Source organism: Marinobacter lacisalsi (assembly GCF_042651045.1).
In the GTDB taxonomy this organism is placed as follows: domain Bacteria; phylum Pseudomonadota; class Gammaproteobacteria; order Pseudomonadales; family Oleiphilaceae; genus Marinobacter; species Marinobacter lacisalsi.
Genome location: NZ_JBHSDI010000010.1, coordinates 181,926 through 196,992, shown reverse-complemented (window position 1 = coordinate 196,992; position 15,067 = coordinate 181,926). Strand labels below are relative to the sequence as shown.

Genomic DNA, 15,067 nt, shown 5'->3' with positions numbered 1-15,067 from the left:
AAAAAGCCAAATCGGAATTCTAACGGATAAACGATGACATTTGTGTCATGAGCAATCCGTTCTGACAAGTTGCTCCTGAAAAAACCAGTACAGGTCAGGGTGCCGATATCAGCCTTATCACGGAAGAAAGCATGGTCGTCGCGTATTGGCCGGGCGTAAGGGTGAATGACAGCCCGAGACTACGGTCACCATCCTGTCGCGTATGGGTCCATTCCAGGTCCGTGGGCAGCAGTCTCAGCGGACGACGCTCCGGAGCCATGCGGGTGCTGGCAAATACCGCCTCGATCTCCGGCGAGCGGGCAACCACATCCCGCTCCAGGGCGCCCTGCATATCCTCGGCCATCGTGCCGCCATCGCCCCACAACGGCCCCGTTGGCATCTCATGGGGCTCTCCTGGCAGCCGCTGTAACCAGTTGCCCTGAGCCACGCGCTCGGCCAGGACCTCGTTGAACAGCCATGATCGGGCCGCGGAGAAATACAACCCTTCCCGGCCGCCGGAAGACTTGCGACCACGACGCCGACGGGCCGGGCGGGAGGCCATGGCGACGGCCCGGTCCAGATTGTTGCCGTCATGACCAAACCGCTGCAGGCCAAAATAGTTCGGGCAACCCTCCCGGGCCAGTGTACCGAGCCTTTGTTCCAGGCCGGCCGGATCTCCGGTAACCGCCCGCAGACGAATCCGGAAACGATTGGCGTAGTGTTCTCCCCGCCTGAGCTTGCGACCACGACGGGCCACGGCCAGCACCTGCCAGTGCTGCTGCAGCGTCTGAATAAAGGCCTCGTCGTCGGCCTCCAGCCCGGGCCGCTGCACGCTGAACCACTGGCGGGTTACCGCATGGCGGTCCTTCAACCCGCTGTAACCCACGCCACTGTCGCCACAGCCGGCAAGCTCCCCCAGGCGCTGGGCCACCCAGGGGGTATTGTCACCCGTCTTTTCCAGATAGATGAGCAGATGTTCCCCCTGCCCCGGTACCAGAAGGGAGCGCCCGCTGTCCGGCTCATATATCGGGCCGCCGGTATCCAGCAACTCGGTGACCCGGAAATCCTCGGGGATGCTTTTCAGGTGGGCCGATGCTTCCGGTGCACCGCCCGGTACTGGCCAGTCGAGCTGCCAGCGACTCATGAACGGTCGTCGTCCAGCAGGCAGATAGCCTGGCAGGCGATACCTTCCTTGCGGCCGGTAAAGCCCAGCTTTTCGGTGGTGGTGGCCTTGACACTGACACGCTCCATGGCGATGCCCAGGTCCTCGGCTATATGCTGACGCATGGCGTCCACATGGGGAGCCATTTTCGGGGCCTGGGCGATGATGGTGCTATCAACGTTAACCACTTTCAGGCCGCGCGCGGCCACCTGCCGTCGAACTTCCCGCAGGAGAATCCGGCTGTCGGCTCCGGCCCACTCGGCGCTGGTGTCAGGAAACAGGTGACCTATGTCGCCCAGGGCAGCCGCCCCGAGCAGTGCATCGGCAATGGCGTGGAGCAGTACATCGCCATCGGAATGGGCCTTGAGGCCCTTTTCGTAGGGGATCGGCACACCACCGATCTTGATCTGGGAACCTTCACAGAACGCATGGACATCGAAACCCTGACCTATCCTCATGACACCTGCCTGAACTGAACGGAATTACCCGGCGTCCTGGCGGGCGAGAATAAACTCGGCCAGTGCCAGGTCCTCGGGAACGGTAATCTTGATATTGTCGGTACGCCCGGGCACGACCCGTGGCTGCCACCCGGCCAGTTCCATGGCAGATGATTCATCGGTAATAGCGCCGCGATACTTGCCCACGCCGTTTTCCAACGCCGGCAGCAGGTCGCCATAACGAAACATCTGCGGCGTGAACGCACGCCACAACTGGCGGCGATCCGCTGTTCCGCTGATGTAACCGGAGCCCGGCACAACCTGTTTGATGGTATCGGATACCGGTGCCGCCAGCAGCCCACCGGTGGTGCCAGCAGCCAGTTCGGCTCGCAGGCGATGCAGGTCATCGCTATGAATACAGGGGCGAGCCACATCGTGTACCAGGACCCAGTCGTCCTTGCCGGCCCGGCCTTCCAGATAACGGAGCGCAGCCATCACCGAGTCCACCCGTTCCGCACCACCAGGGCAGGTTTCAATACGGCTATCGGCTGCACTCTCGCTGCGGGGCCACCACTGGTCGTCCGGATGCAGCGGCACCACACATCCCGCCCAGGTACTGGCGGCGAGCAGGCGGGACAACGTAACGTCCAGCACGAAACGGTCTGCGAGGGTGAGGTACTGCTTGGGAACGGCGGACTGCATGCGCTGGCCAATGCCGGCGGCAGGCACGACCAGCCAGAAACGGTGGGAAGTCATAGACAACAGGGAACCTCGTGTGCCTTAACACAAGTTTATCGATTGTCAGCGAGCCTGTGTGAACGTTGGGCAAGGCGCACGAGTGCAGGACTGGTGGGCCAATTCAAGCGAGTGCAACACAGCCCAACGTTCACACAGGCTCGCCCTGCGGGAGCCCGCCATGCCCCTCAGGCCGGTGTTGCGCCTCTTGCCAAGGGAACCACCCTTACCGGCGAGTCGCGCCTTGGCCTGAGGGGCATGGCGGGCTCTGACAGTCGAGAAACTTGTGTTAAGGCACACTAGGGCTCCAGAACCAGGAAAAAGGTTTCATCATCGCGGATTAATCCCAGATCCTTGCGGGCCCGTTCCTCGACGGCCCCCTGGCCGGAACCCAGGTTGCGCACCTCAGCGTAGAGGCGTTCATTACGGGCGGCAAGCTTGGCGTTTTCCTGACGCTGCTCGGCGATGGTTTCACTCAGCCCCCAGACCTGGGCATAACTGCCTTCCCCCACCCACAGGCGCACCTGCAGCAGGACAATCAGTATCACCATGATGGACCAGAGCACTTTCATTGTACGATTCCGTTATTCCATTTGGCCCGGAGCGTTAGTCACCGTCGTTATCTGAGTGCCACAGGGCCATCCATGAGCAGTGGCATTATGCCACTTGCTCCGGTAGTTCCCTGCCCTGAAGCCACAAAACCGCCGGCGCAGCGGGATATCCCGCTACAGCCGACGGCCCTGAGAGTCTAGCCTAGTCAACGCAATCATGCACTAAGCACTGCTCTCTCATGTTAACTCTTACCCGTTAACCCTGGCCCTTGATCTCGCTCAGGCCACGATACGGTGCCTTTCCATCCAGGGCTTCCTCGATGCGAAGCAGCTGGTTGTACTTGGCCACACGGTCGGAACGGCACAGCGAACCGGTCTTGATCTGTCCGGCACAGGTTGCCACAGCCAGGTCGGCGATCGTGGTGTCCTCGGTCTCGCCGGAACGGTGGGAGATCACCGCGGTGTAACCGGCATCCTGGGCCATCTTGATGGCGTCCAGGGTCTCGGACAGGCTTCCGATCTGGTTGAACTTGATCAGGATGGAGTTGCCGATGCCCTTCTCGATGCCTTCCTTCAGGATAACCGTATTGGTCACGAACAGGTCGTCGCCCACCAGCTGCACTTTGCTGCCCAGCTTGTCGGTGAGTATCTTCCAGCCGTCCCAGTCGCCCTCGTCCATGCCATCTTCAATGGAGACGATGGGGAAACGCTCGCACAGGCCGGCCAGATAGTCGGCGAAACCGGCGGAGTCGAAGTTCTTGCCCTCACCGGCGAGCTGGTACTGGCCATCCCTGTAGAACTCGGAAGAGGCACAATCCAGGGCCAGGGTCACGTCGGTGCCCAGCTTGTAGCCGGCGGCCTCGACCGCTTCCTGGATAACCGCCAGGGCCGCTTCATTGGACGGAAGGTTGGGGGCAAAACCACCCTCGTCGCCAACCGCCGTATTCAGCCCCTGCTTCTGCAGTACCTTCTTCAGGCTGTGGAAAATTTCCGCGCCCATGCGCAGGGCTTCCGCGAAGTTCTTTGCCGAGACCGGCTGCACCATGAACTCCTGGATATCCACGTTGTTGTCGGCGTGCTCGCCACCGTTGAGAATATTCATCATGGGCACTGGCATGGAGTACTTGCCAGCGGTTCCGTTAACCTCGGCGATATGCTCATAGAGTGGCTTGCCCAGGGAGATGGCGGCAGCCTTGGCAGCCGCGAGGGAGACCGCCAGAATGGCGTTGGCACCCAGCTTGGCCTTGTTGTCCGTACCGTCCAGGTCAATCATGATCTGATCCAGGGCGCGTTGATCCGCCGCGTCCTTGCCGCTCAGGGCGTTGCAAATATCACCATTTACCGCTGCTACGGCCTTGGTAACGCCCTTGCCCAGATAACGACCCTTATCCTGGTCGCGAAGCTCCAGCGCTTCCCGGGAGCCTGTGGAGGCACCGGAAGGGGCACAGGCCCGGCCGAGGGTGCCATCCTCAAGGATCACATCGGCTTCCACCGTGGGGTTGCCGCGGGAATCCAGAACCTCACGGCCCTTGATATCAGCGATTTTGGTCATGCTTTTCCATCTCCGGATAGTGTCTGAATTAATGTCGTTATCAACGTAGAAACCAGAAAGTCATGGCCTTGCCCGCAGGCAACCTCAGGCCGTGTCGAGGGGTTCGAAACCTTTTACCAGTTCATCCATGGCCTTGACCTGTTTCAGGAACGGCTCCAGCTGGTTCAGCCGCAGGGCACAGGGGCCATCGCACAGGGCCTTGTCCGGGTCAGGATGGGCTTCCAGGAACAGCCCCGCCAGTCCCTGGGACATGCCTGCCCGGGCCAGGTCCACCACCTGGGCACGACGACCGCCGGCGGAATCCGACCGGCCACCGGGCATCTGCAGGGCGTGGGTCACGTCGAAGAAGACCGGTACCCCCAGCGCCTTCATCTGACCGAAGCCGAGCATATCGACCACCAGGTTGTTGTAACCGAAGCTGGTGCCCCGCTCGCAGAGGATCAGGCGGTCGTTGCCGGCTTCCTCGCACTTGCTGATGATATGGGCCATTTCACGGGGTGCCAGGAACTGGCCTTTCTTGATATTGATGGCCGCACCGGTCTTCGCCATGGCCACCACCAGATCAGTCTGGCGGCTGAGGAACGCGGGCAACTGGATGATATCGCAGACCTCGGCGGCTGGTTCCGCCTGCCAGGGCTCGTGGACATCAGAAATGACGGGAACCCGGTACTTCGCCTTGATATCAGCCAGCAGCTGCAGGCCCTGCTCAAGCCCGGGCCCACGGAAGGAATGGATGGATGACCGGTTGGCCTTGTCGAAGGATGCCTTGAATACATAAGGGATACCCAGGCGCCGGGTGATATCGACATAGGCCTCGGCCACTTCAAAAGCCAGGTCCCTGGACTCCAGTACATTCATGCCGCCAAACAGTACGAACGGCTGATCGTTGGCGATGGTGAGGTCGGCGACCGCAACAGTATTCTGTGCCATGGCAGCGTATCCTTGAATGGGCCTTTACCGGGGCCTCAGCGCCCGGCGTGCTTCAGTGCGGCTTCCACGAACCCGGTGAACAGCGGATGACCATCACGGGGCGTGGAGGTGAACTCCGGGTGGAACTGACAGGCCACGAACCAGGGATGGTCCGGCACCTCCACCACTTCCACCAGCTTGCCATCGGTGGAGCGGCCGGACACCCTGAGGCCGGCCTGCTCCAGTTGCGGCACAAAGTGGTTGTTTACCTCATAGCGGTGACGATGACGCTCGCGAATCACCTTCTTGCCGTAGCACTTGCCAATGGTGGAGTCTTCGGTGACCACACAGTCCTGGGCGCCCAGACGCATGGTACCGCCAATATCCGACTCCTCGGTGCGTTCCTCGCGCTTGCCGGTGGCATCCAGCCATTCGGTGATCAGGCCAACCACGGGCGCCGGGGAGTTTTCCCGGAATTCACTGGAATGGGCCCCTTCCAGACCTGCGACATTGCGGGCGTATTCAATGACTGCCACCTGCATGCCCAGGCAGATGCCCAGGTAAGGCACCTTGTTTTCACGGGCGTAACGCACGGTGGTGATCTTGCCCTCCACGCCGCGCTCGCCAAAGCCGCCAGGCACCAGAATGGCATGGGCCTTTTCCAGCACGCCAGTGCCGTTGTGTTCGATATCCTCGGAGTCGATGTACTCGATACGCACCTTGGTGCGGGTCTTGATGCCAGCATGGAGCAGGGATTCAATCAGCGACTTGTAGGCATCCAGCAGTTCCATATACTTGCCCACCATGGCGATGGTGATTTCCTGCTCGGGGTTGGTAATGGCGTCCATTACCGCATCCCACTCGCCAAGATCCGCTTCACCGGCCTTGAGGTTGAAGCGCTCGATAATCAGCTGATCCAGCCCGAAATCATGGAGTTTACGGGGGATGGCATAGATGGAGCTGGCGTCTTCGAGGGGAATAACCGCCCGCTCTTCCACGTTGGTGAACAGCGCGATCTTGCGACGGGAACCGGCATCCACCTCATGCTCGGAACGGCACAGCAGGATATCCGGCTGCAGGCCGATGGAACGCATTTCCTTGACGGAGTGCTGGGTGGGCTTGGTCTTGATCTCGCCAGCGGTGGCGATATAGGGCACCAGGGTCAGGTGCATGAACAGGGCGCGCTGCGGGCCCACCTCTACCTTGAGCTGACGACAGGCCTCCAGGAACGGCAGTGACTCGATGTCGCCTACAGTGCCGCCAATCTCCACCAGCGCGACATCCACCCCGGCGGCGCCTTCCACCACGCGACGCTTGATCTCGTCGGTGATGTGCGGAATTACCTGTACGGTTCCGCCCAGGTAGTCACCCCGGCGTTCCTTGCGGATCACTTCCTCGTATACACGTCCCGTGGTGAAGTTGTTGCGACGGGTCATGGGGGTGCGGATAAACCGCTCGTAGTGGCCCAGATCCAGATCGGTTTCTGCACCGTCTTCGGTAACGAAGACTTCCCCGTGCTGGAACGGGCTCATGGTCCCGGGGTCCACATTGATATAGGGATCCAGCTTGAGAATGGTGACCTTCAGGCCACGCGCTTCAAGGATTGCCGCCAGGGAAGCTGACGCGATCCCTTTCCCCAATGAGGACACAACACCGCCGGTGACGAAAATATAACGCGTCATGCAGATTCCGTGATTGTCAGGTTCAGTAAAGGAGGGAGATTGTCATCTCGAGATGGGACATCAGATTACCAGAAAGCCCCCCGCTGCTCAATCCGGGCCGGACGCAAAAGTCATCTCTGACACGCGCTCCGGAACCCCCGGTTCCCGCCGTATTTCCAGCCACCAGTGTTTTGCTGCTTGCCCCCCTGCCAGCTCGGGCTTACACCACAGATCCGCCACAGCGACCAGCTCCTCGTTGTCCCGGAATACCAGGGGCAACCGGTCCCGCTCCCAGGGCGGTATCTGTTGCTCCTGAAGCCATTTTTTCAGGGGCCGGCTCTGGCCACCTGCCGCCGGCCTGAACCGTTCGCCGCCCTGACGGTGAGCAAGCCGAAGGTGTGGAATACCGTTATCGCCACACCGGCCACGCAGGCAGAGACGGAAGTCGCCATCCTGTATGACCCTATCCGGCACCAGCGGCTGGTCTTCAGCCAGGGGCGGACGGCGCCGGGGAATCCGGTAAATATGGCCCTGAAAACGCCGCAGGGCAAACTCACCGGTGAGGATCTCCGGGCTGGCATCCTCCGGCGCTTCCAGCAGGTCATGGATTTCATCGTCCCCCAGGGAACGGCCCAGACTGCCTTCCAGCCACCACTGCAGCAGGTTGCGACAGGCTGACATGGGCAGTGCCCGCAGCCCGGAAAGACGAATGCGGTGCGGGCCTTCCTGTAGCTGATCAAACTGGGTCTGCGCCAGCAGGTCCGCCAGCTCGGCACTTTCGGCACAGGCCCGGGCGGAGGCAAGCAGGCGCCGGTCCAGTTGTGGCCAGCGTTCCTGCAATGCGGGCAGAATCCGGTGCCGCAGGAAATTGCGGTCAAAGCGGTCATCGGCATTAGTGGGATCTTCTGCCCACTCCCAGCCCGCTGCCCGCGCCTGTTGCCTCAGATGCTCGCGGGGCACGTCCAGCCAGGGCCGGATCAGCCGCCCTCGGCCCAGGGGGCGCTCATCGGGAATGCCCGCCAGCCCCCGCACACCAGAGCCACGCAGGAACCGAAACAACAGGGTTTCCGCCTGGTCATCGCGATGGTGAGCCATAAGCAACACCTCGCCCGGCGCCAGACGCGCCGAAAACACCTGATAGCGGGCGTCCCGGGCCCGGGTTTCGATACTGCCGGGGCCGGTGTCCACCTGCACATGGACGACCTCCAGGGGCACGCCCAACTGGTCGCAGCTCTCGCGACACAAGGATTCAAAGCCAGCGGCATCGGGCTGGAGCTGATGGTTGACGTGAAGGGCGGACAGCGTTCCCGGTCGATGACCGAACACGTGGTGGGCCAGGTGAAGCAGGACGATGGAATCAAGGCCGCCGGAGAGGGCGACCCGAACCGGACCGGAAACCGCCAGCGCCTCCAGGGGCGCCAGCAGTTCCGGCAGAAGGGTGTCGGGCGGCCGCTTACCGCCCTGTGTCATAGCGGGTCAGGCGCTCATAGCGCCGGGCCACCAGTTCTTCCTGGCTGAGGCTGCCGAACTCGTGCAGCCCCTTGAGCAGCTCTTCTTTCAGGTTGTCTGCCATTTCCTGGGGGTTGCGGTGTGCACCGCCAAGCGGCTCCTTCACCACGGTGTCCGCCACGCCAAGTTCTTTCAGTCGGTTGGCAGTCACACCCATGGCATCGGCGGCCTGGGCGGCATGGTCCGCACTCTTCCACAGAATGGAGGCGCAACCTTCCGGAGAAATAACCGCGTAGGTGGAATACTGCAGCATGTACAGGTGATCACAGACACCGATGGCAAGGGCGCCGCCAGAGCCGCCCTCCCCCACCACGCTGGACAGGATAGGAGTCTTCAGCCGTGACATAACGGCCAGGTTACGGGCGATGGCCTCACTCTGGCCCCGCTCTTCGGCGCCAATACCGGGATAGGCACCGGGGGTGTCGATAAAGGTCAGCACCGGCATGCGGAAGCGCTCTGCCATTTCCATCAGACGCATGGCCTTGCGATACCCCTCGGGCCGGGGCATGCCGAAATTACGCCGTACCTTGTCGCGCACTTCACGACCCTTCTGGTGGCCAATGACCATCACTGGCTTGCCGTCCAGCCGGGCAGTGCCACCGACAATTGACTTGTCATCAGCGTAGGCCCGGTCACCATGCAGTTCGTCAAAATCCTCGAACATCATGTCGATGTAGTCAAAGGTGTATGGACGACGGGGGTGCCTGGCCAGACGGGCCACATCCCAGGCTTTCAGATCCGAGAAGATACTCTCGGTGAGATTGACACTTTTGGTCCTGAGCCGGTTGATCTCGTCAGTGATGTTGATTTCGGTGTCGTTGCCCACCATCCGCAGCTCTTCAATCTTGGCTTCCAGGTCGGCAATGGGCTGTTCAAAGTCCAGGTAGTTAGGGTTCATGGTGTTCCATCAACTTGTCTTGGTTCAGCGCCGTTTCGGGGCACAGCTTGGAATTTAGGGTAAAGATAACAACGCAGGGGCCTTTTAAAAAGCGGACCTTGGTCTGAGTGTGACACCTGACGTCCAGTCAGCCCTAATCATAGACCAGTTCCACCTGGTTATCCCCCACCAGGTATTTCAGCTCATAGAGCAGATTATCGTCTGGCTGCACACGCCAGCTTTCCCCCAGCTCGATCCGGGTACTGGCGTTGTCGCCCACGTATTCAATCCACACCGGGCTGCCCTGGCTGCGGAAAGGTCGCAGGGTATTGTCCAGCTTGTCCAGCAGACCATTGTGCAGCTGTTTCGCATCAATCCGCAGCTGCAGCCCCCGGCTGAACGACTGCCGCGCGGTGGCCACATCCATGACCGAACTGACCCGCATTTTCATCTGGCCGGAATAGTCATCATGGCTTACCTGCCCTTCCAGCACGATCACCTGATCCGACTGCAGCAGCTCCCGGTTCTCGTTGAAGGCCTCGGAGAACAGCGTGGCCTCAAGGCGACCACTGCGGTCGTCCAGGGTGACAAAGCACATGGTGGAGCCGGTACGGGTCTTCATTGTGCGCTGCGCGACGATCAGCCCGGCCACTCGCTGGGGTGAGCGGGAAGGCTGGACATCGGCAATGGCCGAGCGCACGAACCGCCGCACTTCCTTTTCGTATTCGTCGAAGGGGTGGCCTGTCAGGTAAAGCCCGAGGGTGTCCTTTTCGCCCTTCAACCGTGCCTTCTCCGTCCATTCCCGCACATGGGCCACATCGGCGAAGGGGTCGACGCCTTCATCGCCACCCAGGATGTCGCCAAACATATCGGTCATACCGGCCGACTCATTGCGGGACTGCTGACCTGCCTGCTGAATGGCCTTGTCGATGCTGGCCATCAGCTGGGCGCGACCGGGACCAAGCTTGTCCATGGCACCGGCGCGGATCATGGCCTCCAGGGCGCGCTTGTTGACCTTCTTCAGATCCACCCGGCAGCAGAAGTCAAACAGGTCCTCGTAGTGACCGCCTTCCCGCCGGCCCTCCACAATACTCTGGATCGGCCCCTCACCCAGGCCCTTGATGGCACCCAGGCCATAGACCACCTGGCCTTCGTCGTTCACGGTGAAGGTGTATTCGGAGGTGCTCACGTCCGGCAACACCAGCTCCAGGCCCATGGCCCGGCACTCTTCCACCAGGGTCACCACCTTGTCGGTGTTCTGCATATCGGCAGTGAGCACCGCCGCCATGAACTCCGCCGGGTAGTGGGCTTTCAGCCACAGGGTCTGGTAGGAAACCAGGGCGTACGCCGCCGAGTGGGACTTGTTGAAGCCGTAGCCGGCGAATTTTTCCACCAGGTCGAAGATGTTCTCCGCCAGTGTCTTGTCGATACCGTTATTGGCGCAGCCTTCGAGGAAAATCTCTTTCTGCTTGGCCATTTCCTCGGGCTTTTTCTTGCCCATGGCCCGGCGCAGCATATCGGCGCCACCCAGGGTATAGCCGGCCATCACCTGGGCGATCTGCATGACCTGCTCCTGGTAGAGGATGACCCCGTAGGTGGGCTCCAGGACCGGCTTCAGGCCTTCGTACTGATAGTCGGGGTGTGGAAAGGACACCGGCTGTCGACCGTGTTTACGGTCGATAAAGTCGTCCACCATGCCGGACTGCAGCGGGCCCGGACGGAACAGGGCCACCAGGGCGATCATGTCTTCCAGGGAGTCCGGCTGCAGGCGGCGGATCAGATCCTTCATGCCCCGGGATTCCAGCTGGAACACCGCCGTCGTTTCCGCTTTCTTCAGCATGGTGAAGGACGGCACGTCGTCCAGCGGAATGTCATTGATGTCCAGCACCGGCTCGCCCCGCTTTTCCCGGCGGGGATTGATCATCTTCAGCGCCCAGTCGATGATGGTGAGGGTCCGCAGGCCCAGGAAGTCGAACTTCACCAGGCCGGCGTCTTCCACGTCCCCCTTGTCAAACTGGGTGACCAGGCTGCCGCCCTCGTCGTCGCAATACAGTGGCGAGAAATCGGTGATCTTGGTGGGCGCGATGACCACGCCCCCGGCGTGCTTACCGGCGTTCCGGCAGACCCCTTCCAGCTTCAGGGCCATTTCCCAGATTTCCTGGGCTTCCTCGTCCTGCTCCAGGAAGTCCCGCAGCTGTTCTTCCTGTTCCAGCGCCTTCTCCAGGGTCATGCCCGGCTCGAAGGGGATCATCTTGGAGAGCCGGTCCGCCAGGCCATAGGATTTGCCCTGTACCCGCGCCACGTCACGCACTACCGCCTTGGCCGCCATAGTGCCGAAGGTGATGATCTGGGACACCGCCTCGCGACCGTACTTCTCCGCCACATAGTCGATGACCCGGTCACGCCCCTCCATGCAGAAGTCCACGTCGAAGTCGGGCATGGACACCCGTTCCGGGTTCAGGAAGCGCTCGAACAGCAGGTCGTACTGCAGCGGGTCCAGGTCGGTGATGAGCTGGGCGTAGGCCACCAGGGAGCCGGCACCGGAACCCCGCCCCGGGCCCACTGGCACGCCGTTGTTCTTGGCCCACTTGATGAAGTCCATCACGATCAGGAAGTAACCGGGGAACCCCATCTGGATGATGATATCCAGCTCGAAGTTCAGGCGCTTGAAGTAGGCGGCCCGCCGCTCCTCGTAGTCCGGATCGTCGGGGCTGAGGATGGTTTTCAGGCGATCTTCCAGGCCCTCCTCCGACACCTTCCGGAAGTAGTCATCCATGGTCATGCCATCGGGAATCGGGTAGTTGGGCAGGAAGTACTCACCCATACGCACCGGCACGCTGCAGCGGCGGGCGATTTCCACGGTGTTCTCGATGGCTTCGGGAATGTCCTCGAACAGCTCGACCATTTCCTCGGCGCTGCGCAGGTATTGCTGGTCGCTGAAACGTCGTTCCCGGCGAGGGTCCGCCAGGGTGCGGCTTTCGCCGATGCAGACCCGGGCCTCGTGGGCCTCGAAATCTTCCTGCTCCAGAAAGTGCACGTCGTTGGTGGCCACCACCGGGCAGCCGGCTTCCGACGCCAGTTCAACACAGGCGTGCAGGCAGTCCTCATCACCGGCGCGGCCGGTGCGTTGCAGCTCCAGGTAATAGCTGTCCGGATACAGATCCATCCAGTACCGTAGGCGTTCCCGGGCCAGGTCCGGTTTGCCCGCCATCAGGGCCTTGCCAACGTCACCCATCTTGCCGCCAGAGATGGCAATCAAGCCCTCACGACGAGCCTCCAGCCATTCCTTGCGAATGATCGGTTTGCCGTAGCGCTGACCTTCGGTATAGCCCAGGGAAATGATTTCGGTGAGGTTGAGGTAGCCATCCTTGTTGCGGGCCAGCAGGGTCAGGCGGAAAGGGTTGTCCGGCTCGTCCGGGTTTTCCAGCCATAGGTCCGCGCCCGGAATGGGCTTGACGCCGGCCCCCATGGCCGCCTTGTAGAAGCGCACCAGGGAACACATGTTGGACTGCTCGGTGAGCCCCACCGCCGGCATGCCCAGCTCCTTCACCCGGTTGATCAATGGCTTGACCCGGATCAGGCCGTCCACCATGGAGTACTCGGAGTGGACGCGGAGATGGACAAAATTCTGGCTCATAAAACTCGTGTTCCCGGTGGTCGTTCCAAACAGGGGATTCTATCCCATGGGACTCGTTCAGTCCCGTTTCATCAGGGCCATTAACCCCGCTTCGGTCTGCGCCCCCATCAGGGTTTCCCGCAGCTCGCCGTCCGGCGCCACAAGAAAGGTCGCGGGAAGCCCTTGTGGCATGGCCCAGCCCAGTGCCGGCGCCGGATTGTCCGACAACATGGTGAAACCGATGCCCATGCGCTGCCCCAGATCCACCAGTTGCTGGCCCGAGACGCCGTCGAAGTTCACGGCCAGCACCGTGATACCTTCGTGTTCATTGACATCGTTCAGTTCCGGGATTTCCTCCAGGCATGGCTTGCACCACTCGGCCCAGTAGTTAACCAGCACCCAGTCTCCCCTGAGCGAGGCCCATTCGATGGGCTCTCCCGCCGCAGTGGTAAACACCGGATTGTCGTTACCAGTGTCTGCTGACGGCACAGGCTCACTACAACCGACCAGCATCACAGCCAGTGCCAGGGCAAGAATCCGGACAACAGGGTGCTTCCCCATCACTCCTCCTGATAGACTTGGCAGCCTTTCGCGTATACAACCCATGGTAATCACCGGCAGAGAACCGAAAAACGACATGGCTGACACCCAAACCTTGCCTGACCACACCCGCATCTTTCACAACCCACGCTGCTCCAAGTCCCGCCAGACCCTGGCGTTACTGGAGGAAAACGGTCTCCGGCCGGAGGTGGTGAAGTATCTGGAAACCCCACCAACAGCTGGCGAACTGGCGGCACTGGTGGACGCCCTGGGCTGCTCCGTGCGGGATATCATCCGGGTAAAGGAAAGTGAATACAAGGAACTGGGTCTGGATAACCCTTCGCTGTCCGACGAGCAGCTGCTGGAAGCGCTGAGCGCGAATCCAAGGCTCATCGAACGCCCTATTGTGACACACAGGGGCAAGGCTGCTATGGGTCGCCCACCGGAGCAGGTTCTCACCCTGCTCTGATGTTTCGCACTCACCGCCACGCCCGGATACGAGGAGTCCATCATGCCCAGCGACCAGCCAGAGCTGCCCTACGTGCTCGTTCTTTACTACAGCCGCACCGGCCAGACCGCAGCCCTGGCCCGGCAGATTGCCCGGGGTGTTGCCCGGGTTGACGGCATCGAGGCGAGAATCCGCGCCGTGCCGCCGGTGTCACCGGATACCGAGGCCTCCCAGCCGGCAGTACCGGATGAAGGCGCTCCCTGGGCCACCCGTGCCGACCTGGCCGGTTGCGCCGGGCTGGCCATTGGCAGTCCGACACGGTTCGGCAACATGGCCGCGCCGCTGAAGTACTATCTCGACGGCACCGGCGACCTCTGGGCCAGTGGCACACTTGCCGGACGCCCCGCAGGCGCGTTTACCTCCACCGGCAGTCTCCATGGCGGTCAGGAGTCGACGATCCTGACCATGATGATGCCGTTGCTGCACCACGGTATGGTGCTGTGCGGCGTGCCCTATAGCGAGAAGGCCTTGGCCGAGACCCACTCTGGCGGCACGCCCTACGGGCCGTCCCACTGGGCTGGAACCGAAGCGGAAAATCCGATGACGGACCATGAAAAGACCATCTGCCAGACCTTCGGTGAACGCCTCGCCCGGCTGGCCCTCAAACTCGCGCACTGAATCGCCGGAACCAACCACCTGCTACCCTGTCAGGACATGTCATGCTGTACTCTGAAAACGCAAAAAAGACCCGTGCCCTGGCCGCCGGGCTCTATACTCTGTTTCTGGTCCTGCTGGTTGTTACCACCTTCTGGCCGGACCCGGTGGAGGACGTCTCGATAACGCTGATGCTGGCGGTAAAGCTGCTGCCATTGCTGCCTTTTGCCTGGGTGGTATTCCGGGGCCATAACCGGGGTTACATCTGGATGAGCTTTGTACTGATCTTCTACTTTACCGAGGCCGTGGTCAGCGCCTGGCTGAGCGAAGGGGCGCCGGTGCCGGTACTGATGTCAGTACTCAGTGGCACGCTGTTTACTGTCGCCATGGTTCATCTTAAGGTGAACCGGCCCTGACCGCACCCTGTCCGCACACAT

The 15,067-nt window shown here is 61.5% G+C and carries 14 protein-coding genes; 3 read left to right on the top strand and 11 right to left on the bottom strand.

Translation table 11 applies throughout. The features are described from left to right. Window positions 1–94 precede the first annotated feature (94 nt). From truD to ACFOZ5_RS06725, 11 genes are all read right to left on the bottom strand, one after another. Entirely contained in the window at window positions 95–1,123 is a 1,029-nt protein-coding gene (gene truD, locus ACFOZ5_RS06775; RefSeq protein ID WP_379886260.1) for a tRNA pseudouridine(13) synthase TruD, read from the bottom strand. Next, window positions 1,120–1,599 (bottom strand): 2-C-methyl-D-erythritol 2,4-cyclodiphosphate synthase, encoded by a 480-nt coding sequence (gene ispF / locus ACFOZ5_RS06770; protein ID WP_379886259.1) that lies wholly within the window; start codon window positions 1,597–1,599, stop codon window positions 1,120–1,122. Before ispF ends, truD begins: the two co-directional genes overlap by 4 nt. A 24-nt stretch (window positions 1,600–1,623) precedes the next feature. Further along, window positions 1,624–2,334 carry a 2-C-methyl-D-erythritol 4-phosphate cytidylyltransferase gene (gene ispD, locus ACFOZ5_RS06765; protein ID WP_379886258.1) on the bottom strand — a complete coding sequence of 237 codons (711 nt, stop codon included), beginning with the start codon at window positions 2,332–2,334 and terminating at the stop codon, window positions 1,624–1,626. Window positions 2,335–2,612: 278 nt separating this feature from the next. Then, window positions 2,613–2,885 carry a cell division protein FtsB gene (gene ftsB / locus ACFOZ5_RS06760; RefSeq protein ID WP_379886257.1) on the bottom strand — a complete coding sequence of 91 codons (273 nt, stop codon included), beginning with the start codon at window positions 2,883–2,885 and terminating at the stop codon, window positions 2,613–2,615. Window positions 2,886–3,120: 235 nt separating this feature from the next. After that, window positions 3,121–4,416: a phosphopyruvate hydratase gene (gene eno / locus ACFOZ5_RS06755; RefSeq protein WP_379886256.1), complete on the bottom strand. Its 1,296-nt coding sequence runs from the start codon at window positions 4,414–4,416 to the stop codon at window positions 3,121–3,123. A gap of 84 nt (window positions 4,417–4,500) precedes the next feature. Then, window positions 4,501–5,346 (bottom strand): 3-deoxy-8-phosphooctulonate synthase, encoded by an 846-nt coding sequence (gene kdsA / locus ACFOZ5_RS06750; RefSeq protein ID WP_379886255.1) that lies wholly within the window; start codon window positions 5,344–5,346, stop codon window positions 4,501–4,503. 35 nt (window positions 5,347–5,381) lie between these two features. Beyond that, window positions 5,382–7,007 (bottom strand): CTP synthase, encoded by a 1,626-nt coding sequence (locus tag ACFOZ5_RS06745; protein ID WP_379886254.1) that lies wholly within the window; start codon window positions 7,005–7,007, stop codon window positions 5,382–5,384. A gap of 87 nt (window positions 7,008–7,094) precedes the next feature. Continuing rightward, window positions 7,095–8,456, bottom strand: a complete 1,362-nt coding sequence (gene tilS, locus ACFOZ5_RS06740) for a tRNA lysidine(34) synthetase TilS (RefSeq protein WP_379886253.1) — start codon at window positions 8,454–8,456, stop codon at window positions 7,095–7,097. Continuing rightward, window positions 8,440–9,393 carry an acetyl-CoA carboxylase carboxyl transferase subunit alpha gene (gene accA / locus ACFOZ5_RS06735; protein ID WP_379886252.1) on the bottom strand — a complete coding sequence of 318 codons (954 nt, stop codon included), beginning with the start codon at window positions 9,391–9,393 and terminating at the stop codon, window positions 8,440–8,442. Before accA ends, tilS begins: the two co-directional genes overlap by 17 nt. A 133-nt stretch (window positions 9,394–9,526) precedes the next feature. Continuing rightward, on the bottom strand, window positions 9,527–13,009 hold the full coding sequence (gene dnaE / locus ACFOZ5_RS06730) for a DNA polymerase III subunit alpha (RefSeq protein WP_379886251.1): 3,483 nt from the start codon (window positions 13,007–13,009) through the stop codon (window positions 9,527–9,529). A 57-nt stretch (window positions 13,010–13,066) separates the two neighbouring features. Beyond that, window positions 13,067–13,549 (bottom strand): TlpA family protein disulfide reductase, encoded by a 483-nt coding sequence (locus ACFOZ5_RS06725; RefSeq protein ID WP_379886250.1) that lies wholly within the window; start codon window positions 13,547–13,549, stop codon window positions 13,067–13,069. A gap of 76 nt (window positions 13,550–13,625) precedes the next feature. On the opposite strand from ACFOZ5_RS06725, the gene arsC reads away from it, so the two are divergent. The 3 genes from arsC to ACFOZ5_RS06710 are packed head-to-tail and all read left to right on the top strand — an operon-like array spanning window position 13,626 to window position 15,046. Beyond that, the gene (gene arsC / locus ACFOZ5_RS06720; protein ID WP_379886249.1) at window positions 13,626–13,997 is read left to right on the top strand and encodes an arsenate reductase (glutaredoxin); all 372 of its coding nucleotides are present in this window, start codon (window positions 13,626–13,628) and stop codon (window positions 13,995–13,997) included. Window positions 13,998–14,039: 42 nt separating this feature from the next. Further along, window positions 14,040–14,654 carry an NAD(P)H:quinone oxidoreductase gene (gene wrbA / locus ACFOZ5_RS06715; RefSeq protein ID WP_379886248.1) on the top strand — a complete coding sequence of 205 codons (615 nt, stop codon included), beginning with the start codon at window positions 14,040–14,042 and terminating at the stop codon, window positions 14,652–14,654. 41 nt (window positions 14,655–14,695) lie between these two features. Continuing rightward, window positions 14,696–15,046 carry a DUF2069 domain-containing protein gene (locus tag ACFOZ5_RS06710; RefSeq protein ID WP_379886247.1) on the top strand — a complete coding sequence of 117 codons (351 nt, stop codon included), beginning with the start codon at window positions 14,696–14,698 and terminating at the stop codon, window positions 15,044–15,046. The last annotated feature ends 21 nt before the right edge of the window (window positions 15,047–15,067 follow it).